Annotated in this window: 16 protein-coding genes; 7 read left to right on the forward strand and 9 right to left on the reverse strand. The window is 47.2% G+C overall.

What is annotated here, in order from left to right:
- Window positions 1-76 precede the first annotated feature (76 nt).
- From C943_RS01470 to C943_RS01490, 5 genes are all read right to left on the reverse strand, one after another.
- The gene (locus C943_RS01470) at window positions 77-2,143 is read right to left on the reverse strand and encodes a M48 family metallopeptidase (protein ID WP_008623575.1); all 2,067 of its coding nucleotides are present in this window, start codon (window positions 2,141-2,143) and stop codon (window positions 77-79) included.
- A 98-nt stretch (window positions 2,144-2,241) separates the two neighbouring features.
- Complete coding sequence (locus C943_RS01475; RefSeq protein WP_008623577.1) at window positions 2,242-2,964, reverse strand: L,D-transpeptidase family protein; 723 nt, start codon at window positions 2,962-2,964, stop codon at window positions 2,242-2,244.
- Between the two features lie 144 nt (window positions 2,965-3,108).
- Window positions 3,109-4,320: a dioxygenase family protein gene (locus tag C943_RS01480; protein WP_008623579.1), complete on the reverse strand. Its 1,212-nt coding sequence runs from the start codon at window positions 4,318-4,320 to the stop codon at window positions 3,109-3,111.
- 66 nt (window positions 4,321-4,386) lie between these two features.
- Window positions 4,387-4,998: a LytR/AlgR family response regulator transcription factor gene (locus C943_RS21230; RefSeq protein WP_008623580.1), complete on the reverse strand. Its 612-nt coding sequence runs from the start codon at window positions 4,996-4,998 to the stop codon at window positions 4,387-4,389.
- 216 nt (window positions 4,999-5,214) lie between these two features.
- On the reverse strand, window positions 5,215-6,147 hold the full coding sequence (locus C943_RS01490) for a cation diffusion facilitator family transporter (protein WP_008623581.1): 933 nt from the start codon (window positions 6,145-6,147) through the stop codon (window positions 5,215-5,217).
- Between the two features lie 189 nt (window positions 6,148-6,336).
- On the opposite strand from C943_RS01490, the gene C943_RS01495 reads away from it, so the two are divergent.
- From C943_RS01495 to C943_RS01510, 4 genes are all read left to right on the forward strand, one after another.
- Window positions 6,337-8,625 carry a patatin-like phospholipase family protein gene (locus tag C943_RS01495; protein ID WP_245545493.1) on the forward strand — a complete coding sequence of 763 codons (2,289 nt, stop codon included), beginning with the start codon at window positions 6,337-6,339 and terminating at the stop codon, window positions 8,623-8,625.
- A 164-nt stretch (window positions 8,626-8,789) separates the two neighbouring features.
- Window positions 8,790-10,181 (forward strand): MATE family efflux transporter, encoded by a 1,392-nt coding sequence (locus tag C943_RS01500; protein WP_008623583.1) that lies wholly within the window; start codon window positions 8,790-8,792, stop codon window positions 10,179-10,181.
- Between the two features lie 112 nt (window positions 10,182-10,293).
- Complete coding sequence (locus C943_RS01505) at window positions 10,294-10,800, forward strand: tellurite resistance TerB family protein (protein ID WP_008623584.1); 507 nt, start codon at window positions 10,294-10,296, stop codon at window positions 10,798-10,800.
- Window positions 10,801-11,000: 200 nt separating this feature from the next.
- Window positions 11,001-13,850 carry a PD-(D/E)XK nuclease family protein gene (locus C943_RS01510; RefSeq protein ID WP_008623586.1) on the forward strand — a complete coding sequence of 950 codons (2,850 nt, stop codon included), beginning with the start codon at window positions 11,001-11,003 and terminating at the stop codon, window positions 13,848-13,850.
- 31 nt (window positions 13,851-13,881) lie between these two features.
- Here C943_RS01510 and C943_RS01515 read toward each other — a convergent pair whose 3' ends face one another.
- From C943_RS01515 to C943_RS01530, 4 genes are all read right to left on the reverse strand, one after another.
- Window positions 13,882-15,396, reverse strand: a complete 1,515-nt coding sequence (locus tag C943_RS01515; protein WP_008623587.1) for a glycoside hydrolase family 32 protein — start codon at window positions 15,394-15,396, stop codon at window positions 13,882-13,884.
- Window positions 15,397-15,571: 175 nt separating this feature from the next.
- A complete protein-coding gene (locus C943_RS01520) occupies window positions 15,572-17,710 on the reverse strand; it encodes a glycoside hydrolase family 97 protein (protein ID WP_008623589.1) in 2,139 nt (712 codons plus the stop codon).
- Window positions 17,711-17,849: 139 nt separating this feature from the next.
- The gene (locus C943_RS01525; protein WP_008623590.1) at window positions 17,850-20,495 is read right to left on the reverse strand and encodes a cation-translocating P-type ATPase; all 2,646 of its coding nucleotides are present in this window, start codon (window positions 20,493-20,495) and stop codon (window positions 17,850-17,852) included.
- Window positions 20,492-21,574 (reverse strand): site-2 protease family protein, encoded by a 1,083-nt coding sequence (locus C943_RS01530; protein ID WP_008623591.1) that lies wholly within the window; start codon window positions 21,572-21,574, stop codon window positions 20,492-20,494. Before C943_RS01530 ends, C943_RS01525 begins: the two co-directional genes overlap by 4 nt.
- A gap of 400 nt (window positions 21,575-21,974) precedes the next feature.
- Here C943_RS01530 and C943_RS01535 point away from each other — a divergent pair, with 400 nt between their 5' ends.
- The 3 genes from C943_RS01535 to C943_RS01545 all read left to right on the forward strand — a co-directional run bounded on the left by C943_RS01535 (window position 21,975) and on the right by C943_RS01545 (window position 26,240).
- Window positions 21,975-25,352 (forward strand): methylmalonyl-CoA mutase family protein, encoded by a 3,378-nt coding sequence (locus C943_RS01535; RefSeq protein WP_008623592.1) that lies wholly within the window; start codon window positions 21,975-21,977, stop codon window positions 25,350-25,352.
- A 235-nt stretch (window positions 25,353-25,587) separates the two neighbouring features.
- Window positions 25,588-26,004, forward strand: a complete 417-nt coding sequence (locus tag C943_RS01540) for an OsmC family protein (protein WP_040478608.1) — start codon at window positions 25,588-25,590, stop codon at window positions 26,002-26,004.
- Complete coding sequence (locus C943_RS01545) at window positions 26,001-26,240, forward strand: hypothetical protein (RefSeq protein WP_008623594.1); 240 nt, start codon at window positions 26,001-26,003, stop codon at window positions 26,238-26,240. The genes C943_RS01540 and C943_RS01545 overlap by 4 nt, the downstream gene beginning before the upstream one ends.
- Window positions 26,241-26,245: the final 5 nt, after the last annotated feature.

Below are 26,245 nucleotides of genomic sequence, written 5' to 3' on the forward strand. Positions count from 1 at the left end.
ACTTGGATGCCTTGACCAAAAGCTGATTGGCTGACTAGCAGAACTGTTACGATGACATATTTATACAAATTGGTTGTCATGCCGGGTTCCTATTCAACTCAAGACATTCCATTTTCATCAATAGCCTCTTTTTCAAGAGAAAATGACCCCTGTACAGATATTGGGCATAAAGGTTCATGGATTCGAAAAGCAGATTCAACTGGGATTCTTGGTAGGCACTGCCCGTGAAATAGGTCCATTTTCCCGTCGCAAACCTGTTGAGCGATTCCCTGTGTTCCGGGTTGATCTCTTTTACCATGATTTCCAAGTCCAATAACCAGGTAATCTCCTTTTTCAGGGATTCTTCCAGCGGCATCATGCTTCTGAAGTTGGACTGAATCTGTTCAAATGGTGTCGTGACATTGACAAATTGTACCGCATTGCTTACTTGGGCAAAAACGTCAAACTTCTCGGCGTAGCCTCTTTCATAATCTGTGTATTCCCTATAGTAGGTCGCAAACTTCGGTTCTTCACCTGTACCAAGCTCTTTTGCCAAACAATGGGCGTAGATTTTTTTGTCGTTTTCTTCGAGTTTCAAAGTCGCTTCATCTATCCTCCTCCTCAACTCATCGATCAGTGCGTCTGCATCCTTTTTCTGATATTTTCTGCCATCATAGTCAAAGGTTTTAAGCTCGATGTTACCATCCTTGATGTGGCCAAGCGTTACGAGGTCATTTTCCATCGCCGACTTCTCTTTGGCTATTTCCAAAATTTCTTGCCCAAAAAGCGACTCAAAATCCTGTTTACCTTCTTTGTGCGGCAATGAATCCGGATCGATCACCGTCGGATTGTGGTGGTCATAATAGCCAAGAAATAGCTCTGGGTAGGAGTTTTGGGAGTAATCCTCTTGATACGACATCCAAAAATCCTCCGCCGAAAGGAATACCTGTTTATTGTTATCCACAAACCCTTCAAATACTTTTTGTGTGAGTTGCTGCTGAAGCTGCTGGACATTCCTGAATAGGCCATTGGCAGGCTGGTAGTCCACTTGCCCTGGTTTGGCATTTGTCTTTTCGATTTCTTCCACACGGTCCTCGGTACTCGGGTGCGACGCCCATTGGTCCTTGACGACCAACTTGGATCGATTCAGGCGGTTCCATTCTTCGAGTGCCACCTGTGGAAATCCCGCCTTGATGGGGACTTGGTTTTTTTCGGCCAGAAAATTCATCACCCTTGTTTGCTCCGGGAATACGTTTTTGCTTACGATATGATCGTTTTTCTTCAGGTCGTAGAGGGAGAAAACAGCCCCTAGCGAACTGTCCGCCAATGAAATCCGCATGAGCGCACTGGCCATTGGTTGCGAACCAGCAACAAGCGCTGCGATTTGGTCGGCATGGAATTCCATTTCCCGGGAGAGTCCCATGTAGGTTTTGTTGACCAAACCGTAAAGTTTTCCGAGAATCCACTGGATGCCTTTCACAATCTTCACGGCTAGGAAGTTGAAGATGCTGAAGTATCCGCTGATGTTACCCCATCTTTCTATCATTTTCTCATAGCCGTCATTTTCAAAAAGCAGGTTAAAGATCACTTGGTTGACATGGTAAACATAGCTGCCCACTTTCATGGATTTTTGGGAAAAGTGCCCAAATTCGTGTGCCAAGACGGCTTTCAGTTCGGACTTTGTCAGTGAATTGACCAAACCCAGACCGATTTGGAGATTTTTTTGGATTGGGAGAAACATGCTCCAGAAGTTGGAATCGTAGAATACACTCGCATTTACATCCGCAGAGAGGTAGACCTTCTTTGGGAAATTGGTGCCTACTTTTTGGACGATTTCATCGATCATTCCAAAGAGTTCCGGATGATCAGCTCGTTGGATTTCCACCAAATGGGAGCGGTCAAATTTTTTACTGCTGAAGAGGAACTTCATCAGGAATATCAGCACAAAAACTCCCAAACTGCCCAGCCCCAGTCCCAAGACGATTGTGAGAAAGCTTGGATGGGACACGATGATTGCGAGTCCGGCGTACACACAAATGCCGGCCAGACCAATGGCGAAAAGGAAAAGGATCGTGTAAGAAACCAGAAAAACCACAATAGCTAGAACGGCCTTGGTGGTCTGTACCTTGAAGGCTGCCGAAACCGGGATGTCGATGGAATGCATGGTGCTTGGAATGGGTAGAATTAGTTTTCCAAAATAAGAGGCGAATTTGACTATTCCTAAAAAATGAGTTTCTAAATTTTAGATTTTGGTAAAAAGATTCAATGGGGGTCCAGCACCTGGAATTGCTGAAGTTTATCGGCGATTACGGGATAGAGCTGTGTTGTCCATCCTACCTCCTCGATCTCAGGAAAATCCTCGCCTTTCCGGAAATCCCTTGGGGCGATGATCACTTCGATTTTCCCTTTGCGCGCATTTGCGGCCATGAGAAACACTTCCTCGATTGCCACGTCGCCGATAGGGATGCAGCCGATGGTGACGAATTTGCCATGGATGAATATATCGCCGCCCAAATTGCTGCGTCCATCGGACTCCGCCATGCGCAGGTCAAAAGCGTTGGGGTAGTTGACTTTCAGGGAAAGGTGGTAAGTGCTGTTGGGGTTGAGGTATTCGATTTCATATAGGCCTTCCGGAATCTGTCGGTCGCCCTCACGCAGTTTTGGACCCAATTTTCCGCTGAAGGCCGTAAAAGGATACGTTTTGATCTGGATCCATTTTCCCGCTTTTTCAGTCCAGACCTCGAGTATCCGCTCCTCTTTCATGCCGATCAAGACCAACTTTTCCGGCCAATCTTTGATGGCGATTTGGGAGAGCGAAGGCTCAAGGCGTTGCCATACGTCGGTTTCATACCGCGTTTTGATGGATTCTACAGTTTCCATTTTTGAATATTTTTTGAGAAACGGATGCCAGAGCGCCCGCCCGTAATGCCAAAAGGCCCCTGCTGCGAGCAAAACAATTCCAATCGAAAAAGCATAACTTTTCATGGAAGGGTGATTAGTAAATGGGATACTTTCAAATTTAAAATCCTCGTCCTCTGCCCACAATCTTTTCCGACTAAAAATTAATCCCGTAATCGGTCCCTTCCGGCGCTCTCGACGGCTGTTGCTTGATAAATTGGATTTAATCCATCAATGAATTCCCTCCAGTTCGAAATAGGCGCCCTTGGTCTTGTCCAGCACGGCTGAAAGCAGTTGGAAATTTTCTGGTGTGGGGGAGAGATCGATGAACTTGTCAACGATGCTGCGGTTTTTGTAAATCACAAAGGTGTTGGAAACGGCTGGATTGATTTGGTTCAAATGGGCTTCGGTAGCCGCATCAGAGAATGAAGGTACGAATGTCAGGGCTGTTTTTTGGAGTCCGAGTTCCTTGCCGAGGTTTTCAAGCTCGGTTTGTCTGGTATTTTTGTCGAATGAATGAGGGTTTCCATAGACAAAGTAGGCTTTGAGATAATGTTGCCGGCGGATGCTTTCCATTTCGAGGAATTGCAGCCATTTTTTGATATCCTCCCAATTTGGGTTTTCCCCCACGAAATAGAGGATACCATGGTACCGCCCGTATTTGCAGACGGGGCATGCTTGGCTGCCTTTGTCCGGCCCGTATGCATGGAAAGGAATGAAGGACGGTTGGTCCTCGCCTATATTGAGACCCGATTGTTTTTCAGCGGCGGGCTTTTTGGGATAGTTCGGAACGTTGAGGCCCAAGACTAGGTCATGTTCCGCAACTTGCAAATCCCCGTCTATCAAGACTCGGACGATACCGCTTCCGCATCGATTTTCCGGGGGATTCTTTTTCAAAGCAGGCAGCAGCAAGGCATCGTCATCAAAGACGATGTCGTCAGGATAATACGCGTTGGCCACATCCGGTTCCCGGATCGACAGATGGATATGCGCCGGCAGGTTTTCGTTGGGATAGGGGGCTGGACGCAGGGTGTAGATCGCGTAGTGCCCATTTGCATCGGTCTTGACCCATCCCCGGAGATGGCCGTGCTCTTTGGCTTTTGGATGCATTCCTTTACCGGGGGAATAATAGCCATCCTTGTCCGTATGCCAATAGTAGAGGATGATATCTGGTGCGGGCGTTTTTCCGTCAATTTGGAAAACCGTGCCCGTCACAAGCAACTTTTGGCCTTTTTCATACCAACCTGCACTGGTATCGACGGCGTTGATGTTTTCTGGCATGCCGATGTACATCAGTTCGCAGCCATCGCAGCCGCCCCCGACAATGTCGATTGGATTTTCAGTTTGCGTGGATGAAGTTTGATGCTGGTTTTGTTGGGCTTGGCAGCCGATGATTATGAATGGCAGAAATAGGTTTGCTAAGAAGGCTATGCAATTTCTCATTTTGTTTTTTTCTAGAAAAAAGCGCCCATTCGCAGTAAAAAACAAAATAAATACGGCAACACGATGCTAGGATGCGGTATCCTGTGGGGTGGATTCCAGCTTACCTTTAAATCCCCTTACATAGTTGCGACTGAGGCGGAGCATTGTGCCATCCTTGAGTGAGACGTCATAGTCACCATTTTGCCTTGATTGATGGGACTTTACAAAGGTTAGATTGACTATCGTCGACTTGTGGATGCGTAGAAAGAAATTGGGATCCAACTTGCCGGATAGGGATTTCAAGGTTTCGGACAAGAGGTATTTCTTTTCGCCCACATGGATATTGGTATATGGGGGATTGGCAGAGAGGTAGGCAATTTGTCTGGTGTCAATATGTACATAGCTTTCACCTTCCTTTACGACCAAGGAAGCGGGATATTCGACCACCGGCAGATCGATTTTGAGCTGTTTTCTCTTTTCCCAAAAAAGAAAAAAGCCGATTGGCAATGAGTATAGTGCCAAAAGCGCAAAGTAATATTCCAAAACACCGTATTGGAACGATTGCCAATACGGAAAAGCTTGTGGAAAGAAAACGGCCGAAATCAACCAAATCAAAGTGGGGTAGGCAAACGCATGTCCCAAAATTGGGCCGAGTATCCAAAGCGGGAAGTTTTCATTTTTTGCGAAGCGAAACTGCAAAATCCAAAACGGAATAAAGAGCCACCAAAAACTACTGAACAGGAATGACTCCGAAAAATAGTAGGAGTGTCGCTGAAATCTCGACTCCCAATAGTCGAAGGAGAGGGTTAGGAGGATGCATATGAAAATTGGGACCGCAAAAGCTAAAGTCTTTTTTGATTTCGATATGCTGCGGTAAATGCTCAATGTAGATTTACATTCAATCGGTTCCAAACACTACACCGCCCACTTCCGATCTCCGGTAAAAGCCACGTTGAGCCACTTTTTGAGGCTGATGGGCTTCATTTGGGACAGGATTTCCTCTCTAATTTGATCTTGTTCTGCCAGTGTCGGTTGCCAGCCATCCGGAGACACAACGAAGTCGATCTCGATAAACAACTTTGGACCCGACTTGGAAACACGGAGGAATGATTCCTGAAATTTGTATTTCTTTTCCACGCCCTCGACTATCTCGTCGCAAAGGTCATAGTATTTGTCATCGGCAGCCATGTCGACAAGCTCCCGTATCTGCCTTCCCATGTTTAGGATCGGGACTTTGAGGAAATAGGCCGAGACAAGCATGACCATGATGGGGTCCATGTACGGCTGATATCCTACAAATGGTGTAAACTCAAGCCCGAAAGACAACATAAATCCAGCGAACACCGCCAAGCTTAGGAAAGTATCCATCAGCCATTGCTGTGATTCGGCTTCCACGAGACCGGAGGCGGAGGAGTTACTTTTTTTCTTGAGAAAAAGATACACCAAGTAGCACCCGACGGTGGCAATAAAGGCATAAACCACGCCCGAACCAGCGTTGACTTCTTGCCCTCCGGAAATGAAAGTCGAAAATCCCGAGAAGAACGAGAAGAGACAAAGGATCGTGATGACAAGGAACTTTCCCAAAATGATAATCGGCTCGATCATTTCCTTTCCGTAGGGAAAGCGCTCAAAGTCCTGTTTTTGCATGTAGCTCGCTGTAATCAGTGAGATAGAGGAAAGCCCCACGCTTATCAGGGAGTAAATACCATCGAACAGGATGATCTTGGAGTTGACGACCACACCCCATACGACCGCCAACACAGCAAAAAAGAGTGCACCAAAGACCGATATTCGGAGTAGGCTGTTTTCTTTACTGTGGTTTGTGGTGGACACGTTGTTGTTGGACATATATAGAGCGAAATGAATGTTGATTTTAGAAAAAATTCCGCAGATTGGCTACTTGGCATGCCGATTCCTTTTGGATAATTCTGTTTTTTCAGTGAATTTTCAAATTGAACTATCCCTGGCGTCCTTTTTATGATTTACTCCAAAATAAAGTTTGTTTTTCAGCTTGTTTCCTTATTGATTTTATTCAGCATGTCCAATGTTTTGGCCCAGGGGACAAAAGGGAAGGAGCCAAAAATAGGTTTGGTTCTCAGCGGCGGTGGTGCAAAGGGCATGGCACACGTGGGCGTATTGCGCTATATGGAAAAAGCGGGGATCCGCCCCGACTATATCGTAGGGACGAGTATGGGTTCGGTCATCGGTGGGATGTATGCGCTTGGCTACAGCGCGGACGAATTGGAGGCCATCATCCGGAGCTCCGATTGGGAGCTGATCGTGTCCAATCGGGTCGGGTTCAATGATATTTCCTTTGAGGAAAAGGAATACTACAACCGCTATATCGTGGAATTACCGGTGGTAGGAACCAAGGTGGGTTTTCCGTCCGGATTGATAGAGGGGCAAAAGCTTGCCGAGACGCTGCATTATTACACTTGGCCGGCCAACGAAATAAGGAACTTTGACAGCCTCCCGATCCCCTTCCGTTGTATCGCAACTGACGTCAGAAACGGCGAAGGTATTGTCATCAAAAGTGGTTCTCTGCAGGATGCATTGAGGGCAAGTTTGGCGATTCCGACGTTTTTCACGCCCTTTGATATGGACAGTACGCTAGCTGTCGATGGTGGAGTCGTCAATAATTTTCCAGTCGATGTGGTCAGGGAAATGGGTGCGGATATCGTCATCGGCGTGAATGTCAGTGATGAAGATTTTATTGACCCAAAGGAATTGGGGTCATTCGCGGCGATTTTGATGCAGATTGCCATGTCCAAGTCCTATAGCAAGTTGATAGATAACATCAAAAATACGGACATCTACATCAAACCGGATTTGAAGAATAATTCCACAGGGAGTTTTGGAAAATATGATGAAATACTGCGCCTTGGGGATGCGGCGGGTCAGCAGTACTACGAAAGATTCAAAGCCCTGGCCGATAGCTTGGGTATCAATCGACCTACACTTGGAATTGGCTTGGAGGTCGAACCGATACATGTTTCAAAAATCGAAGTAAGTGGGAACAAGCTTTTTTCTGATCTCCTGATCACCTCGAAGCTTGGCATTGAAGAGGGAGACATCGTTACTAGAAACCAAGTGCGGGATGGCATATCCCGTGTTTTTGGTATCAATGGATTTTACAAAGTCGATTACAGCCTGATAAAACAGGAGGACGATTCGCATATCCTGCAAATCAGGACACGCGAAAAACCCAAGAATCTCCTTTTTGCCTCTTTCCACTACGACAATGAGTTTTCTGTGGGATTGGTACTCAATCTGACCATGCGCGATCTTATCGGAAAATCGTCCCGAACCGTAGTCGTCGGGGATATCTCCGAAAATCCGAAACTGAGACTCGATTACTACAAGTACTTTGGGATGAAAAAGAAGTATGCGCTCTTTCTTCGCTATGAATACCTCAACCAGGAAATCCCGGTATTTGAAAATGGACGTAGTGTGGACCAGAATATCAACCGCGAACGCAGGATTCTTGCAAATATCATGTCCACCCAATCTTTGAAAGAGACTTTTGTGATTGGTTTGATGAACGAAAATGAGAAGTCCAGCTCTAGGTTCAATGTCCGCACGCCCGAAGATGTGAAAAATGCGGCTCGGAACTTTTGGGGTGTTCGCTTCATGTATTACCGCAACTCCCTCAACGACCGAAATTATGCGACAAGGGGCGCTGAGTCTATTGTGGAACCCATGTTTCAATTTGGGAACAAATTTAGCCTCAACTTGAACGAGGGAGTTGACACGCTTTTCCTCGACACCGAAATAGGCACTTTGCCTATTCCCGCTGAATTGATCCCGACCTTGGTCAACTCAATTACCCCCGGCCCGTACATGACGTTCTATTTCAAATATATCAAGTATTTCCCCCTGAGCCGGAAATTTCAGGTGGTCCCGACTCTGGCCACGGGTCTGACCGTGTCAGGTGAAAGCGAAAACAAGATATTCAGCAATTTCTCCGCGGGTGGACATCAGCGGATTCGATTCAATGATACCAGAGTATGGGGTTTGAATTATCGGGAATTCAATGCTGCGAATATTGGCAAAATCGGCGCTGAGCTGCAATATGTGGCTTTACCCACGGTTTACTTCCGAACGGGGTTCAATCTTGCCAGCTTCAGCGACCACGTCCCGTTGGAGCAATGGGGGACCGCATTTTTCGACCAATTGGGTGACAACGCCCTGTTTGGGTATGGGGCTGATATCACGCTCAAGACCTTGCTAGGCCCAATTACGGGTGGTATCAGTACCAATACCGTGGACAAGAATGTGCGTTTCTATCTTTCGGTAGGCTACTCCTTCAATTTTGCGGATCGCTGATCCGATTGAAAATCAGCCATGTTTGTATTGCATATTTTGACAATTTCCCAGACTTTTGTGGGGTTATGAAGGTCTTCGATTTTACCTCGCTCATTTAAGTTCCGAATTAACCATTCGCGGACCATTGTTTCACTTGCCTTTTTTGAGGCTACACCTTCATTTCCATGACAATCAAATCATTCATAAAGCATTTCAAATTGGCCGTTAGCGGCTTTGAGGAGGATTTTACCCAAATCAGCATCAAAAAAGCGATTTTTTATCTTTCCATTCCCATGATCTTGGAGATGGCGATGGAGTCGCTTTTTGCAGTGGTGGATATCTTCTTTGTTGGAAAACTCGGTGTGCATGCGGTGGCTACGGTTGGGTTGACTGAGTCCGTATTGACGATTATTTATTCCATTGCGATGGGCCTCAGTATGGCGGCCACGGCTATAGTCGCAAGGCGGATTGGAGAAAAAAAGCCCAAAGAGGCTTCTACATCCGCATTTCAGGCCATTTTGGTATGCTCTATATTCGCTATTGCCATCGCGGGATTGGGAGTTTGGCAAGCCAGGACTTTGCTGAGTCTGATGGGCGGAGAGCCTGAGGTGATTGAATCCGGCTATCGCTATACGCAGATCATTTTTGGTGGCAATGTGTTTGTAATGTTGCTTTTTCTTATCAACGGTATCTTCAGGGGTGCTGGCAATGCGGCAGTCGCCATGAAGGCGCTTTGGATCGCCAACGGTGTCAATATGGTGTTGGATCCGATATTGATCTTCGGAGTTGGTCCGATCCCAGCAATGGGATTGGAGGGCGCTGCGTGGGCAACCACCACAGGCAGGGGTGTGGGTGTAGTTTTCCAGTTTATCGTCTTGTTCAACGGCGGCTCGGTGATCAAGTTCTATTGGGAATCCCTCAAACTCGAACTTGCCACGGTATGGTCAATTCTCAAGATTGCTTCTGGTGGAATGGGTCAATTTCTCATCGAATCGGCGTCATGGATCTTCCTGATGCGGATTATTTCTGACTCTGGCTCCGTGGCGCTTGCGGGATATACGATTGCGGTTCGTATCATCATCTTTGCTTTGCTTCCTGCTTGGGGACTTTCCAATGCCGCTGCGACCTTGGTAGGGCAAAATCTCGGTGCTTTGCAACCCGGAAAAGCAGAACGTTCTGCTTGGTTTTCTGCCAAGTTGGCTGCGGGATTTCTGGGGCTTTGCTCCGTGGTATTTATTGGGGGTGCCGGATTCTTCATTTCCATTTTTAACCAACAAGCTGACGTCATCGACGTCGGTAGGATGGGCTTGACGATCATTTGCTTGGGCTATGTGTTTTTTGGATTTGGGATGGTCATGAGTCAATCGCTCAATGGTGCTGGCGATACCAAAACCCCCACGATCATCAATTTGGCGGTACTTTGGGGATTTCAGATTCCCTTTGCCTACGTGTTGGCCAAGACGCTTGGACTGGGGGCAAATGGCGTCTTTACCGCGATAGCAGTCAGCCATTCGCTCCATGCGGTAGTCAGTACTGTTGTATTCAGAAAAGGCAATTGGAAGTTGGTCAGTGTTTAGGCGGTCGATTGGTTTGGTAAACAGTGCCGAAATCCAGTGACAGGAGAAAACATGTTTTTTGAATTTGAAGCATTTATTCCTAGTTTTAAATAGATCAATTTTTCTCAAAAAGATGGCAGATAAAACCGCATACAACAATCTCAAAGGCCTGCTCGAAGGCATTTCGGCCGACGGAAGGATCAGTTCCAATGAGTTCCAAGCGCTGAAATCTTGGTGCCAGACACATCAGCAGCTTGCTGAGGAAAAGAAAGTTTTTGGTCTTTTTCATAAGAAGATCCTGAAAATCGTCTCCGATGGAAAAGTGACGTCTGAAGAAATCGGCGAAATGAAGCAAATCCTAAATAAGTATGAGTATTACTTCAACTTGTCGGTGGACTTGAAGGCCGATCTTCATTTCTTACAAGGGATTTGCTATGGAATCATGGCCGACGGGGATATCAACAAATACGAGCTCCACATGCTGAAACAATGGCTTTCGGATAATGCACCAATCAGGACCACCAAGCCTTTTGACGAAATCTATGGCATCATAGAATCTGTATTGGAAGATGGTAAGATCGATGATGAAGAATACAAAAAACTCCAAACCTACTTCAAGGAATTTATCAAACTGGAATAAATACCGAAAGCCCCTTTGATCCGAACCGAGGGGCTTTTTTCATGTATCAAGAACGCCTGTGCCTCGGGTTTCTTCAGATTTTTTGGTTTTGGTCCAAACTTGATTTCCTTGTCTGCCATTTTTTCCACGACATCTTTTGTCATTGATTTTTATGATCGGGAGAAATTCCTTTGATTTAAATTCTAACAGCATCGACACTCATGGAAAGTTTTTTGAAGGAAACCGCTTCCGCCATTCTAAGGGATTACAAGGACCTGCACAACTTGGTCCTTGTCCTGCCCAACAGACGCGCGGGATTGTTTTTCACGCAGCATTTGGGCCAGTTAATAGATAAGCCCACTTGGATGCCACAGGTGAAAACGATCGAGGACTTATTTTTCCAATTGGCGGGAAAGAGACCGGCGGATGATTTGACATTGATTTTTGAGCTTTATCGGGTTTACCAAAACATCCATCCCCAACCCGAGTCATTTGACCGATTTTATTTTTGGGGCGAAATGATCCTGAAGGATTTCAACGACCTTGACCAGTTTATGGTCGATGCGGGAAAATTGTACCATCAGCTTTCCGAACTCAAGGAACTGGAATCTGATCTGGGGTACCTGAGTCCAGCCCAGATCGAGTTGATTAGGCAGTTTTGGCGTTCATTCGAACGACAGGACCGCAAGCATCAGGAGAAATTCCTCAAATTTTGGCAGTTGCTCGGGCCGCTTTACCAGTCTTTTCAAAGTGCCTTGGAACTGTCGGGTTTGACCTATTCGGGACGGATTTATCGGCAGGTGGCAGAAGACCTGGAAAAGCTGGAGCGACCTGATAAGCATTTTGTTTTTATAGGTTTCAATGCCTTTACCCGAACTGAGGAAAAATTGGTGAAGCATTTCGTGTCCAGTTTTGGGGCCAGGATTTTTTGGGATGTGGACCACTATTATGTGGAGGATGAAAGGCAGGAAGCAGGTTTGTTTTTTCGGGATTATCGTAACGACAGGATTTTTGGACCGACCTTTCCCAAAGAACTGCCAAAATTTATCGGTGGGAGGAAGCATATGGTCAAAGTGTACGCGACACCCCTGAAAACTAGCCAGGCAAATGTCGTAGGAGCCATTTTGGAACAACTCGGACCTGAAGAAAATTGGGAGCAGACGGTTGTCATATTGCCGGATGAGGGTTTGCTTTTTCCCTTGCTTCATGCCCTGCCGCCACAAGTCCAAAAAGTGAACGTGACGATGGGCTACCCGGTCAAAAACTCGCCGGTATATGCGTTTTTGGAGTCTGTATTGGAATTGCAGCGGTATATCAGGCTTGTTGAGGGTGAGGTGTTTTTCTATCATAATCCGTTAAGGAATCTCCTCGCAGCACCTTATCTGAAGGAACAAAACCAAGTGTTTGTCGAGGATCTTTTCCAACAGATGGTCGAGCAAAATCTCATTTATATCCCGCAGCGGGTCTTACACGAGGGAGGTCCATTTTTTAGGCTGTTGTTCCAACAAGTCGCTTCAAAGGATTTGTTTTCTTATCTCTCACAGGTTATTCAGTCCCTTGCGGAAGGCATGAAAGATGATTCCCTACAGCGCTCTTACCTGTACCAGAGCTTTCGGCAACTCAATCGGCTCAAAGAAGTATTCGAAGGGCAGGGTGCCTTGGATTTGGACAGGGAATTGTTTATCCGACTCTTTAGACAGGTTTTTCAAGAGGTCAAGTTGCCATTTGAAGGCGAACCTTTGGAGGGCTTGCAAGTCATGGGCGTGCTCGAGTCACGGAACCTGGATTTCAAGCGATTGATCATCTGCAATATGAACGAGGGGAGTTTCCCCCCATCTGGCGGCATCAATTCCATGATCCCATTTAATCTGCGTAGAGCGTTTGGCTTGCCCGTGCAGGAGCAAAATGACGCCATCTATGCCTATACCTTTTATCGGCTTCTCCACCGGGCACAGGAAGTCCATATGTTGTACTGCACCAATGCTGACCAAGGAAAGGCGGGGGAGAAAAGTCGCTACATCCTCCAAATGGAAACCGAAATGCAGGCTGATATCCAGGAGCAGACGGTGTTTATCCCCGTGGGCGTAAATAAAACCAAGGAAATTTCAATCGAAAAAACTCCCGATACCCTGCGGGCTTTGGAGAAGTTTCTGCTCGGTGCAGATGGGAAGTCGGAACGGGCTTTTTCTCCTTCCGTGCTCAACGCGTATTTGGAATGTCGGCTGAGGTTTTATTTTCAGGAAATTGCGGGGATCAAAGAAAAAGAGGAAATCAGTGAGGAGGTGGACGCTTCCGTGTTTGGAAACATAGCCCATTACAGTATGGAGTTTTTGTATGGGGGATTCATCGAGCGGAAGAAAAGGGATACGTTGGAGCCCGGTGATTTTGAAGACTTGAAGAAGAACTGGGTCTTCCCGGCGGTTGAAAAGGGCATTCGGAAGTTCTACCGATTGGACGAGCATGCTGATACCAAACTAAGTGGACAACTCGCTATCGTCAGGGATGTAATGCAGAAGTACCTTGAGCGTATATTGGATTTGGACGAGGTAGATGCGCCATTTACTTTGTTGACGATGGAGAAAAAATATCAGGCTTCGGTGGCCTTGGAGGATGGGAGGTTCGTTGCACTCAAAGGCTTCATCGACCGGGTGGACCGGAAAGGGGAGATCATTCGTTTGATCGATTACAAGTCAGGAAACGACGAGAAATCATTTTCGGGTATCGAGAGTCTCTTTGACCGAGGAGCGGAAAAGCGCAACAAAGCGGCATTCCAAACGCTGTTTTATGGGCTCCTGTACCAATCCACCAATTCGGAAAACACCTCTCCACTCAAACCCGCGCTCTTCAATTTTCGGCAGATTTTTGAAGAGAACTTTAATCCATACCTGCAGCTAAAGATTGGTCGCGCTCAATACGAGGAAGTCCAAGATTACAGCGGTTTTTCGCAAGAATATGAGATAGGGCTAAGGGAAACACTCGAGGAATTGTTTGATCCGTCCGTTCCATTTTCCCAAACCGAAATCGTGAAAAAGTGTGAATACTGTCCTTATAAGGTGATTTGTGGGAGATAGAAAACTATCATTCAGGCGGTTGCCTCTTTGATTACTTCCAAATTCGACTCAAGTAATGAATTTCCTGATCCGCTTTGAATCCCTCAAGCGCCAATTGGGTGTAGGGTTCCTTGGGAAATACCAATTCCGTAATCACCCGCTCTCCACCGTTGATAAATACTTCAATCGAAGATTGATCGATAAAGACTCGTAAGGATTGGATTTGGATTCCTTCCAGTGGCAATTGATGCACCTTGCCAAATTCGGCATGGAAATCCGTCTTTCCAGAAGCTGAGCGGTCGAAGAAAAAGTTGTCGCCACTTTTTCCCAATTTGACCGATTCCCCGGCTTGGTTGCTGAAGGTAACTGTGAAATCGCCCGCTTCGGGATTAAGTTCAAGTTCGACCAAGGGCTCCTCAAATGTTATTTGTGGCCCGGAAATTTTTGTCGTTTTGGTTCTCAGTGATTCCAGTTCTTGGGCAGGCTGGGAGTGTAGTTGGAAATTTCCCTCTTTCTCGGCCAAAACCAAGCTTCTTGGCAGCGTCATCGCCGAGCGCCAAGGATGTGTCGGGACGATTTGGGCGTATTGCCAATTGCTCATCCAGCCGATAAACAGCCGTCGTCCATCGGATTCAGGGATATTGGACCAAGTGACGCCGGCGTAATTGTCTGCACCGTGGTCAAGCCAAAGTGTTTTGTCCGTGTTCGGATTGAAATTCTTCCCATCAAAATCCCCCACAAAATACTGCGTTGCCGATCCTCCTTGCGGTCCGCCGGGATTGATCGAAACCAACAAAATCCATTTGTCTTTTCCAGCATCACTCCGGATTGGGAAAAGGTCAGGGCATTCCCAAACGCCGCCGTAGGCTGCCCAAGGGGGATTGAATTCACTTTCGAGCGACCAATCCAGCAGGTTTGGCGAGGAATAGAATTGGATACGGTCCTGTGCAGCCAAAGCCATGATCCATTTTCCGGGACCTGTGGCGGGCTGGTACCAAGTGACTTTTGGATCGCGGAAATCCCTGATGCCGGGGTTTTTCAAGACGGGATTGCCTGCATACTTGGTCCATGTCCTTCCCCGGTCGAGGCTGTAGGCAAGGCCTTGGGTCTGGAAGTCGATAGTGCCGTTTTTCTCCCCAATCGGATCGTGGTAGGTGTACAAGGCAACCATCGCCGGATTCTCCTTGCTACCGAGCCCGCTCGTATTTTCCAAATCCATCACAGCCGAACCGGAGAATATGTATCCCAAGGAATCCGGCACCAAGGCCACCGGCAAGTTTTCCCAATGGACCAAGTCCTTGGAAACCGCGTGTCCCCAATGCATCGGTCCCCAAACAGTGCTGTCGGGGTAGTACTGGTAGAAGAGATGGTACTCTCCGTCCCAATACACCATGCCATTGGGGTCATTCATCCAATTGGCAGGTGGCGAAAAATGGAACTGCGGGCGAAATAGCTCGGAGTATGCGGCAGACGTATCTGTTTGTTCAGTTGGCTTTTCGGAACATGAAAAAGAAAAAAGCATGGCAATGCCCACCAACAGCGTACCCATAAAGTTACAACGTGCCATTTGAAATGATTTGAGTGTTATTCAGTTCGATTCCATTTTTTTTCAACCACAAAAGAGGCAAAAGAAAACAAATGAATTTCGATGACTCAGGTCTTTTGTTCCTTTTGTGGTTCTATCATCTTCTTTAATATCTATCCTCCAAGCAGAGATTCTAAGTCATTTTCCTCCAATTGAATCACAACTTCTTCAGTCCCTTGGTCTCTTCCTTGCTGGCTTCGCGGATGCTGATGGCGTAGCCACCGCCCGGTGCGGAAGCCTGGGAAAGCTTGGATTTGGAAGTTACCACAACTTTGCGGATGGTATAGGCTTGGGGATTGTTGCGGAAATGTGCGTCTGCAGCATCCGCATAAATGGTCGCGACATAAGTCTTTCCAGCTTCCAAAAAGTCGAAACCTATAGTAGAATTCCGCTTCTCATAGCCATTGACATTGCCGACAAACCATTCCCCGGTTCCCTTGGCTTTCCGGGCAATGGTCAAATAATAGCCCGGTTCGGCCTCGAGGTATTTGCTGATTTCCCAATCGATGGCTACGTCCTTGATAAATTGGAAGGCATCGGAGAATCGCTCATAATGTTCGGGTAAATCGGCAGCCATTTGCAAGGGGCTGTACATCGTCACATAAAGTGCTAGCTGATTGGCAATTGTGGAATTGACCCAAGAATTGTTATTCGGATTGATCTTGCTGATATCCATTTCAAAGATACCCGGTGTGTAGTCCATCGGCCCCCCGAGTTGGCGGGTAAAGGGAAGCACCGTCACGTGGTTTGCCTTGCTGCCACCAAAAGCCTGGTATTCGGTTCCACGGGCGGATTCGTTGGCGATGAGGTTTGGCCAGGTTCTCGCGATTCCCGTTGGTCTGACGGCTTCATGGGCATTGACCATGATCTTATACTCGGCGGCTTTTTCGATCGCATATTGATAATGGTTGACAATCCACTGGCTGTAGTGGTTGTCGCCACGGGGCAAAATGGAGCCCACATAGCCACTCTTCACCGCCGGATAGCCGTGCTCATTCATAAATTGATAAGCCCGATCCATGTGTCTTTCATAATTGCGAACCGAGGACGAGGTTTCGTGGTGCATGATCATTTGCACGCCTTTGCTTTTGGCGTAGTCGCGGATTCCCTCAAGGTCAAAGTCGGGATAGGGTGTGAGGAAGTCGAAGACAAAATCCTTGGAATTGCCAAACCAGTCTTCCCATCCCACATTCCAACCTTCGACCAAAACGCCGTCAAATCCATGCTTGGCTGCGAAATCAATATGTCGCTTGACATTGGCGGTATTGGCGCCATGCTTGCCGTTGGGTTTGGCTTTGGAGAAGTCGGTCACGCCGATTTCCACCGCCGGAAATTCATCTGTGTATGCCCAAGAACTTTTCCCAGTGATCATTTCCCACCAAACGCCGACGTATTTCATCGGCTTTATCCAAGAGGTGTCTTCTATTTTGCTCGGATCGTTGAGGTTGTAAGTCATGCGGGAAGCAAGGATATCACGAGCGTCATCACTGACGATGATGGTGCGCCAAGGGGTTTTGGCGGGCGTTTGGAGATAGACTTTTTCACCGTTGGCGCCCGGTGTCAGCCAGGATTGGAAGATGAAATTCTTGTCATCGAGATTAAGGTGCATTGTCGAATAGTTGATCAATGCGGCCTCGTGGAGATTGATATAAAGTCCCTCATCGGTTTTCATTTGGAGGGAAGTTTGTACCCCGGTGTTGGAAAAAGGAAGCTGCGCCAGGTTCGCGGTGACCGCTTTTTCCATCAATCCGCGGATTTCCGAAAGCCGAGATTCCGTATAGTCGTATTCCTGCGTATCATAATCCCCCGCGATCCAAAAAGCCTTGTGGTCGCCTGTCATGGCAAATTGGGTGAGCTCGTCACTAATGACGAAATGCGCCAATTTAGCCTGAGAGGGAAACTCGTACCTGAATCCCAAGCCTTCGTCAAAAAGTCTGAACCGTACCAAAAGTACCCGTCCTGTAGAGGCTTGGGTGAGCGTCACGGCCATTTCGTTGTAATGGTTGCGGATGGTTTTTTCTTCGCCCCATACTGGCTCCCAAGTCTCGTCAAAAGTCGATTGTTCTGTTTTCGTGACCGAAAATCCATCAGCAAGGCTTGGCTGGTTTTTGATTTCAAAGCCCAAAAGACTGGGTTTGATAACGGATTTTCCCTTGTATTCAAGGCTGTATAGCGCTTTCCCGTTCTGAAGCTCGAAGGTGAGTTTTTGATTGCCGTTTGGGGATAGGAGCGTTTGGGCGATCAATGTCCAACTGAAAAACACAGCTAAGGCTGTCAAAAAAAGATATCTTCTCATTTCTATAACTTTTGGTTTGAATAATTGGCAAGAATTGTTCTTTCAAAAATAAGCCATTATCCTCCAAATCCTGCCATGATCCACTTTTTAAACCAACAAATTCAGGATTGCAGAAGATTTGCCGCAAACTGATGGATTTTTACGTGCCCTTTTTGAATCTGATGAGTTTGTACAATTCTGTCACCCAGAATATTGACGACGACAGGCCAACCCAAAGAAGGAAATCAAAAAGATTTACGGGTTCGAAGGAAAAAAACGAAGACAAAGGCGTTTCAATGATGACGATTTGTATCAACACCGAAATTGCAAGTGCATAGTTAACCCATTTGTTGCTAAATAGCCCAATCTTGAATGATGAGCCTGTAAGGTTCCGCATGTTGAAGACATTAAAAAGTTGGCTGAATGCAAGCGTAATGAATGCCATGGTTCTGGCCTTTTCCAAACTGATTGGGAAATAAATGTAAAACGCAGCGAGTGCCAAGCCCGTCATCATCACCACATTAATAATCAAAAAAGGCAAAACGGTGCGGTTTAGTATTTTCTCGCTTTGGGGGATCGGAGGTGAAGTGAGTTCAGCTCCATGGCCCTGTTCTGCGGCCAATGCCTTATCGCAGAACCCGTCCGTCACCAAATTGATCCAAAGGATTTGGGTAGCTGTCAGGGGCATGGGGAATCCCATCAAAATCGCCAAAATAAGGGTGGAGATTTCCGCGAAATTGGTAGAGGCAAGGAAAAACGAGGTTCTGCGTGCATTGTTGAAAACGATTCGCCCTTGCTCCACCGCTTTTACAATGGTGGAAAAATTGTCATCCGCCAGCACCATCATCGAGGCGTCTTTGGCCACATCCGTACCCATGATTCCCATGGCTATTCCTATATCTGCCTGTTTGAGTGCGGGGGCATCGTTGACTCCGTCTCCGGTCATCGCCAAAAGCTCACCTTGTTTTTGTAGGGACCTTGCGATCCGCAGCTTCATGTTGGGGGAAAGGCGGGAAAACACATCAGCCTCGCTGACAGCCATATCAAAATTTTCCCCTTCCATTGACGCCAGTTCCAACTCCGAATAAACCCGTTCCCGGCCTGGCAGTACGATTCCGACTTTTTTTCCGATGGCCAATGCGGTGTCGGCATGGTCTCCTGTGGCCATGATGACCCGGATTCCTGCGCGATGGCAGGATTGTACCGCCTCCAGCACGCCTGGTCTTGGAGGATCAATCATACCCGCCAAGCCTACGAAGTCCAAGCCCTGGTGTGCCACATTCCTTTCTGTTTCGGATTTTCTGGCCAAAGCAAGTACCCGGAAGCTTTCCTTTGACCAGGACTGGATTTTGGACAAAATGGACGCTTTCTCTTTCCCTTCAAGCGGCAGATAGCTTTCGTCATGCTGTAATGAGCGGGTACATCTTTCGAGTATTGCCTCCGGTGCTCCAAGATAAAACCTCAGAGATTCACCTTCCTTTTTCACCAAGGTAGAGCGAAATTTTAGCTCCGAGCTAAAAGCCACATCTTCTATTATCTCAAGGAATTTGTCTTTGCCTGCTTTGTTTCCCAATACCAAAAAGGCAGCCTCAGTTGGATCTCCAGTGACTTGGTAGGTTCCGACTTCAGGTTGTTGCACCGAAGCACTATGGCAATGTGCAGCAATTTCAAAAAGTGATTCCAGTGCAAGTATGTCCTTTTCCTCGCCCCTGAAGTCCCCGATGCTTTCCCAGCCTTCGCCCTCGACCTCGATGTCCTCGATGCCCGGAACCCAAATCTTTCGGATTGTCATCGTATTTTGGGTTAGGGTACCGGTCTTGTCCGTGACGATGGTGGTGACCGAACCTAGCGTTTCCGTAGCAGTCATTTCGCGGACGATGGCGTTTTTCTTAGACATTCTGAAGGATCCAACCGCCAATACGATGGAAAGGACTGCGGGAAGTCCCTCGGGAATCGCAGAGACAAGGGCTGCGATGGATATCATCAAGGTGTCTGTCAGCGGATTGCATTTTACTAGGAAACTGACTATGAAAAGTGCGAGGGCGCTTCCAATGGCAATAAATGCCATTTGCTTGGCGAGTTTGTCGGTCTTTTTTTGGAAGTTAGACTTCTTTGGAGCGATCTCCTTGAGGCTTTTGGCGATCTCTCCAATCTGTGTCCTTACGCCTGTTGCGGTTACGACGGCTCTGACACTTCCGGAAGCAAGGTGGGTGCCCTTCCAGACCATATTGGTTCGATCTCCCATGGGGAGTTGTTCGGCGAGTGATCCAACGGTTTTTTGGACCGGGACTGATTCGCCGGTCAGTGCGGCTTCCGAAGTCCTTGCGTCTTTTTGGAAAATGATTCGAGCGTCAGCGGGGATATTGTCTCCTTCTGCCAATGCCAAGATATCACCCGGTACCAACCCGACCGAGTCGACAGTCTGCAATTTTCCCTCACGTATGACTTTGCATTGGGGGACCAACATTTTTCGCAAAGCCGCCAAAGCGCCTTCTGCCTTGTATTCCTGAACAAAACCGATAATCGCATTGATCAATACGATCACAAGGATCACATACACATCGACGTAATGCTTGGTGAAATAGGAGATCCCGGCTGCCAACAGGAGGATGTACACCATCAGGTTGTTGAACTGGCGTAAAAAAAGCAGCCAAGCGGGTCGTTTGCCTGCAGCTGGCAATTCGTTTTTACCAAAAACCCCTAACCTTCCATTTACCTCGGCCACCGAAAGTCCCCTTTCGCTGGTCTGCAGACCTTCCAAGAGGGAAGCGATAGACTCGTGATGCGGGAACTCGGGCAGTTTCATGGTCGGTTCATCGCGGATTTTACCATGACGAATTCTGCAATGTTTTCCTGATCCAAAATTCCCAAAAAATGCCCATTCTCGACTACCAAGGCTACTTTTCGCTTCTCCGCGGCCATTTTTCTCCACACTTCGTTGAGGTCTTCGAAGGTTTCAACCTTCATCGGTGTCAGGTTTGCGAAGTTTTCGACCAAGGCGGATTCACCACCTTCTTTCAATCCCAGGATGATTTCGTCTCGACTTAGCGTGCCGACGGCAACATCGTCTTTCACGACGACAAAATGTGTGGCTTGGGAATTCAGCAACTTCTCTACTGCCTTGGAAAGGGGTGCATCTATTCCGATGATTTGGAATTTTTGCATGAGGGCATCCTGGACTTTAAATCCCTTGAGGAAGCTTTCCTGTTGGGTGTGGGATACCTCCGCGGCGGCACCCAAGAAAATGAAGATGCCGATCAGCATTAGGATTGGGTTGTTGAACAAGCCAAAGAGAATGAAAAACATCGCCAGGAACTGACCGATGCCACCGGCGATTTGGGTGGCTTTGGCACGAGGGAGTTTGATTGCCAAAAATGCCCGCAAGATCCTGCCTCCGTCCATTGGAAATGCAGGAATCAGGTTGAAAATCGCCAAAATCAAATTGGCGGATGCCAAATAGGGAATGATGGTTTGCGGACTGATTTTGATCTCCTCGAGATTTTGGAGGTCAAATCCTGTGAATCCCAAAACCCCCGAAAGGATCGCAAACAAAATGATATTGACCAAAGGCCCTGCGATGGCGACCCAAAGTTCTTGTTTTGGGTCTTCGGGAAGTTTTTCCAGCCTTGCCACCCCTCCGATGGGATAGAGCACGATGTCCTTGGTTTGTATGCCGTAGCGCTGTGCTGCCAAGGCATGCCCAAACTCATGCATCACCACACAGGCAAACAGGGCAAGAACAAACACAACTATCCAAAGGATATCCATAGCGGGCATACCCTGTCGTGAGTTGGAAATGATGATCCATAGCAGCAGGAGAGAGAATGTCCAGTGGATGAAGACTTTGACGTTTTTGAAGCTTCCCAAGTAGAGCGCAAATTTCATCTTGATTCGTTTTTGGATTTGAACCTTTAAGTTAGGAATATATCCCATTCTCTAACCAAAGTAAGGAAATGCCAAGGAATTAAATCATGACGATTGTCAACCCTGTTTGAGATATTTTCGTGGCATCATCTTGCTGTCCAACTCTCTCCAGGGGTTTTAGAAATCAAATTGGGAGCTGATCGCTGCCTTTGTAATATTATTTTGATTTTATCAGTGAATTTGAAATAAAATACAAATAATGAATACGTTTCCGTTTTTTTCAAAACAATCTTTTGATTGGGTAGTTTTACAATACTAGCTCGATGGATTTTTTTCCTATATTCGCAGGCATGGTCGATCCCGGTTTTATCCGATAGACCATTGAACGTGAATAGCTTCAGAAAAATAAACCCAAGTTAAGATGTCCTTCTCCTCAGAGATTTACAAACCCCAAAACCACATTAGAATCGTAACTGCTGCATCTCTGTTTGACGGTCATGATGCGGCGATAAACATCATGCGGAGAATCATACAGGCCACAGGCTGCGAGGTAATCCATCTTGGCCATAATCGCTCCGTCCATGAGATTGTTGACTGTGCGATCCAAGAGGATGTCCAGGCAATCGCCATCACATCCTATCAGGGTGGCCATATTGAGTTTTTCAAGTACATGCATGACCTCCTTCAGGAGAAAGGAATGGGACATATCCGAATTTTTGGGGGTGGGGGAGGAACGATCCTTCCCGAGGAGATCGAGGAATTGCATGCCTATGGCGTTACGCGGATTTATTCCCCCGACGACGGAAGGGCGATGGGTTTGCAGGGAATGATCAATGATTTGGTGAAAAAATGCGATTTCCCGATTGGACAGGACGCGAAAAGCCAAGACCTCGATTCCGCCGATAAGGTTGGCATTGCACGGACAATTTCCGCCGCAGAGAACTTTCCGGAACAGTCCAAGGCTTTGCTGGATGACATTCGTGTGAAAGCGTTAAAGAGCAAAACACCCGTGTTGGGAATTACCGGCACCGGTGGTGCGGGGAAATCCTCTTTGGTGGATGAGTTGGTGCGGCGTTTTTTGATGGATTTTTCGGACAAAAACATTGCGATTATTTCCGTAGATCCGTCCAAAAGAAAAACGGGAGGAGCGCTGCTTGGAGACCGGATTCGAATGAATGCCATCCACCATCCACGCGTCTACATGCGTTCGCTTGCGACACGTCAATCCAATTTGGCACTTTCCAAATATGTGCAAGATGCCGTCGACGTCGTCAAGGCTGCGAATTTTGATTTGATCATTTTGGAGACCTCCGGTATCGGTCAATCAGACACCGAAATCATCGAGCATTCAGACATGTCATTGTATGTAATGACGCCCGAATACGGCGCCGCCACCCAGCTAGAAAAAATCGACATGCTTGATTTCGCAGATATCATTGCGCTCAACAAGTTTGATAAAAGAGGCGCTCAGGATGCACTTCGGGACGTCAAGAAACAATACAAGCGCAACCATAACCTTTGGGATATCGCCGACGAGGATATACCGGTTTTTGGGACAATCGCTTCCCAATTCAATGACCCAGGAATGAATAACCTGTACCGGGGGATTGTCAAAAAACTTTCGGAAAAAACCGGTGCCGCACTCCATTCCTCCTTTGCGGTGACCAAAGAGATGTCGGAGAAGATCTACATCATTCCACCGGCAAGAACCCGCTACCTGTCTGAGATTTCCGAAAACAATCGGAACTATGACAAATGGGTCGAGGACCAAAAAGAGGTAGCCCAAAAGTTGTACAGCATCAAAAAGTCGATCGAAGCGATCCGTTCCGCCAAAGTGGTGGACGAGGATCGGCTGGTCAAGGAACTAGAGGAGGTATACGCCCAAGTGGAGCTCGGACTTGATCCGAAAAACAAGAAGTGGATTGAAAAATGGCCCGAAAAAGTCACCCGGTATGCCGATGATTTCTATGTTTTCCACGTGCGGGACAAAGAAGTCAAAGTCCAAACCTATACCAAGTCCCTTTCCCAAACCAAAATCCCCAAAGTATCCTTGCCCAAATACGAAGCTTGGGGTGATTTGCTGAAATGGGCATTGAAGGAAAATGTACCTGGAAAATTCCCATTCACGGCAGGCGTGTTTCCATTCAAGCGCGAAGGAGAGGATCCAACGCGGATGTTTGCAGGTGAAGGCGGTCCGGAGCGCACCAACAAGCGCTTCCATTACGTGTCAAAAGGGATGCCTGCCAAGCGGCTTTCGACTGCTTTCGACTCTGTAACTTTGTATGGGGAAGACCCTGATTACAGACCCGATATTTATGGCAAAATCGGAAATTCAGGCGTCAACGTCTGCTGCCTGGATGATGCCAAAAAGCTGTATTCCGGATTCAATTTGGCCGATCCGATGACCTCCGTTTCTATGACGATCAATGGCCCCGCTGCTACGATGACAGCTTTCTTCATGAATGCAGCCATTGATCAGCAGTGCGAAGTGTACATCAAGGAAAACGGCTTGGAACAGGAGGTTAACGAGCGGATTGAAGGGATCTACCGGGAAAAAGGGACCAAGCGCCCAGTCTACAATGCGCCTATTCCGGATGGAAACGACGGTTTGGGATTGATGCTTTTAGGTGTGACGGGTGACCAAGTCCTACCAATCGAAGTATATGAAAAGATCAAGGCAGATACACTCTCCAAAGTCCGTGGAACAGTCCAGGCGGATATTTTGAAAGAAGATCAGGCACAGAATACCTGTATTTTCTCGACCGAGTTTTCCCTTAGGCTGATGGGTGATGTGCAGCAGTATTTCATCGACCACAAAATCCGAAACTTCTACTCTGTTTCGATTTCGGGTTACCATATCGCGGAGGCGGGTGCCAATCCAATCACGCAGTTGGCCTTGACACTTTCCAATGGGTTCACCTACGTGGAGTATTATGTCTCTCGCGGCATGGATATCAACAAATTCGCACCCAACCTTTCTTTCTTCTTTTCAAACGGGATTGACCCCGAATATGCGGTGATTGGAAGGGTGGCGCGTAGGATTTGGGCGAAGGCGATGAAATTGAAATACGGAGCGAACGAGCGTTCACAAATGCTGAAATACCACATCCAGACTTCCGGGCGTTCACTCCACGCCCAGGAGATCGACTTCAACGATATCCGGACCACCTTGCAGGCGCTTTATGCTATTTATGACAATTGCAACTCTCTGCATACCAACGCCTACGATGAAGCCATTACCACACCAACCGAGGCATCCGTACGCCGGGCGATGGCCATTCAGCTGATCATCAACAAGGAGCTTGGATTGGCCAAAAACGAGAATCCTTTGCAAGGTTCATTTATCATTGAAGAATTGACGGATTTGGTGGAAGAGGCGGTCTATCTCGAATTTGACCGGATTACGGAAAGGGGAGGAGTACTTGGCGCTATGGAAACTATGTACCAGCGCGGCAAAATCCAGGAAGAAAGCCTCCATTATGAAATGCTGAAACATACCGGAGAATATCCCATCATCGGTGTCAATACATTCCTGTCATCCGAGGGCTCCCCGACAATCATTCCAGGGGAAGTCATCAGGGCGACCAAAGACGAGAAGGAAGCGCAGATCAGGACACTTTCCCAATTGCAGCAAAGAAACGAGGGTCGTGCCAAAGAGGAATTGTCGGAATTGCAGAAAGTGGCGGTCAGGAATGGGAATATTTTCGAAAGACTGATGGAGGCGGCGAAGTATTGTTCATTGGGACAGATTACCCACGCGCTTTATGAGGTCGGTGGCCAATATCGAAGGAATATGTAGGGCGATTCGGAGGTCTAAAGCTTTTATGGCTTGGAGATAGGAAGTTGTATTAGTCTGCCAGTAAGGCTGGAAAGTGTAATTTGTCACAATTCAATTCGCCCTACGGCCATATGTTTGGCGAGAAATCAGCGGCCTGGGATTCCGACTTCAAAAAATCAATAGAATCTCAAATATCCCGGGTCTAGAACCAATAAACTGATAACTCAATAACTTTGTAACCTTATATTTTATCAAGATGAGCAAAAGAAACATTACCGTCCACATGAAGACGGAAAAAGAGTACTTCGCAGTCAATCCCCAAGGCAATCGGGTAGAAATCGATATGTACAATGCTGAGGAAAAAAAGGCCCAATCTCCCATGGATCTGTTACTTTCAGCCCTTGGCGGTTGTTCGGCAGTCGATGCGGTACTTATGATGAAGAAAAAACGTAGGACAATCGACGATTTTTTCATCGAGGTAGAAGGCACACGTGCGGAAGGGACACCGGCCTATTATACCCATATTGAGATGAAGTTCGTCTTGGTATCGCCGGATGCGACCGAGGAGGAATTTGCCAAAGTGGTTGCCTTATCTGTGGACAAGTACTGTTCCGTGGCCAGTTCGCTGAAATCTGAAATCGGTTACACGTCTGAGGTAAGAAGGCCAGCATGAGGGTCGTAAGGGAGTTTTCCAAGGAAGGGATTCGATTGAGTATATTTTCGTGGAACAACAAGTACCTCATCAAGTACGAGCTTGGCCCAATGGAGCAGACTTTCAAGATTCCGGAAATGGATGTGTTGGACGAAACCGACTTGGAGGTGTTTTTTGAGGGGGATTTCTTTGACGCCGTGAAAGATAGATTTAAAGAAATGGGAGAATCCTTTCGAAAAAAACTTGAAAATTTTTAGCTTTA

This window comes from Mariniradius saccharolyticus AK6 (assembly GCF_000330725.2).
GTDB classification, from domain to species: domain Bacteria; phylum Bacteroidota; class Bacteroidia; order Cytophagales; family Cyclobacteriaceae; genus Mariniradius; species Mariniradius saccharolyticus.

Coding starts and splice junctions, on each gene's coding strand:
- C943_RS01470 (WP_008623575.1), bottom strand. CDS start 2,143: ATGCATTCCATCGACATCCCGGTTTCGGCAGCCTTCAAGGTACAGACC.
- C943_RS01475 (WP_008623577.1), bottom strand. CDS start 2,964: ATGAAAAGTTATGCTTTTTCGATTGGAATTGTTTTGCTCGCAGCAGGG.
- C943_RS01480 (WP_008623579.1), bottom strand. CDS start 4,320: ATGAGAAATTGCATAGCCTTCTTAGCAAACCTATTTCTGCCATTCATA.
- C943_RS01490 (WP_008623581.1), bottom strand. CDS start 6,147: ATGTCCAACAACAACGTGTCCACCACAAACCACAGTAAAGAAAACAGC.
- C943_RS01495 (WP_245545493.1), top strand. CDS start 6,337: ATGTCCAATGTTTTGGCCCAGGGGACAAAAGGGAAGGAGCCAAAAATA.
- C943_RS01500 (WP_008623583.1), top strand. CDS start 8,790: ATGACAATCAAATCATTCATAAAGCATTTCAAATTGGCCGTTAGCGGC.
- C943_RS01505 (WP_008623584.1), top strand. CDS start 10,294: ATGGCAGATAAAACCGCATACAACAATCTCAAAGGCCTGCTCGAAGGC.
- C943_RS01510 (WP_008623586.1), top strand. CDS start 11,001: ATGGAAAGTTTTTTGAAGGAAACCGCTTCCGCCATTCTAAGGGATTAC.
- C943_RS01515 (WP_008623587.1), bottom strand. CDS start 15,396: ATGGCACGTTGTAACTTTATGGGTACGCTGTTGGTGGGCATTGCCATG.
- C943_RS01520 (WP_008623589.1), bottom strand. CDS start 17,710: ATGAGAAGATATCTTTTTTTGACAGCCTTAGCTGTGTTTTTCAGTTGG.
- C943_RS01525 (WP_008623590.1), bottom strand. CDS start 20,495: ATGAAACTGCCCGAGTTCCCGCATCACGAGTCTATCGCTTCCCTCTTG.
- C943_RS01530 (WP_008623591.1), bottom strand. CDS start 21,574: ATGAAATTTGCGCTCTACTTGGGAAGCTTCAAAAACGTCAAAGTCTTC.
- C943_RS01535 (WP_008623592.1), top strand. CDS start 21,975: ATGTCCTTCTCCTCAGAGATTTACAAACCCCAAAACCACATTAGAATC.
- C943_RS01540 (WP_040478608.1), top strand. CDS start 25,588: ATGAGCAAAAGAAACATTACCGTCCACATGAAGACGGAAAAAGAGTAC.
- C943_RS01545 (WP_008623594.1), top strand. CDS start 26,001: ATGAGGGTCGTAAGGGAGTTTTCCAAGGAAGGGATTCGATTGAGTATA.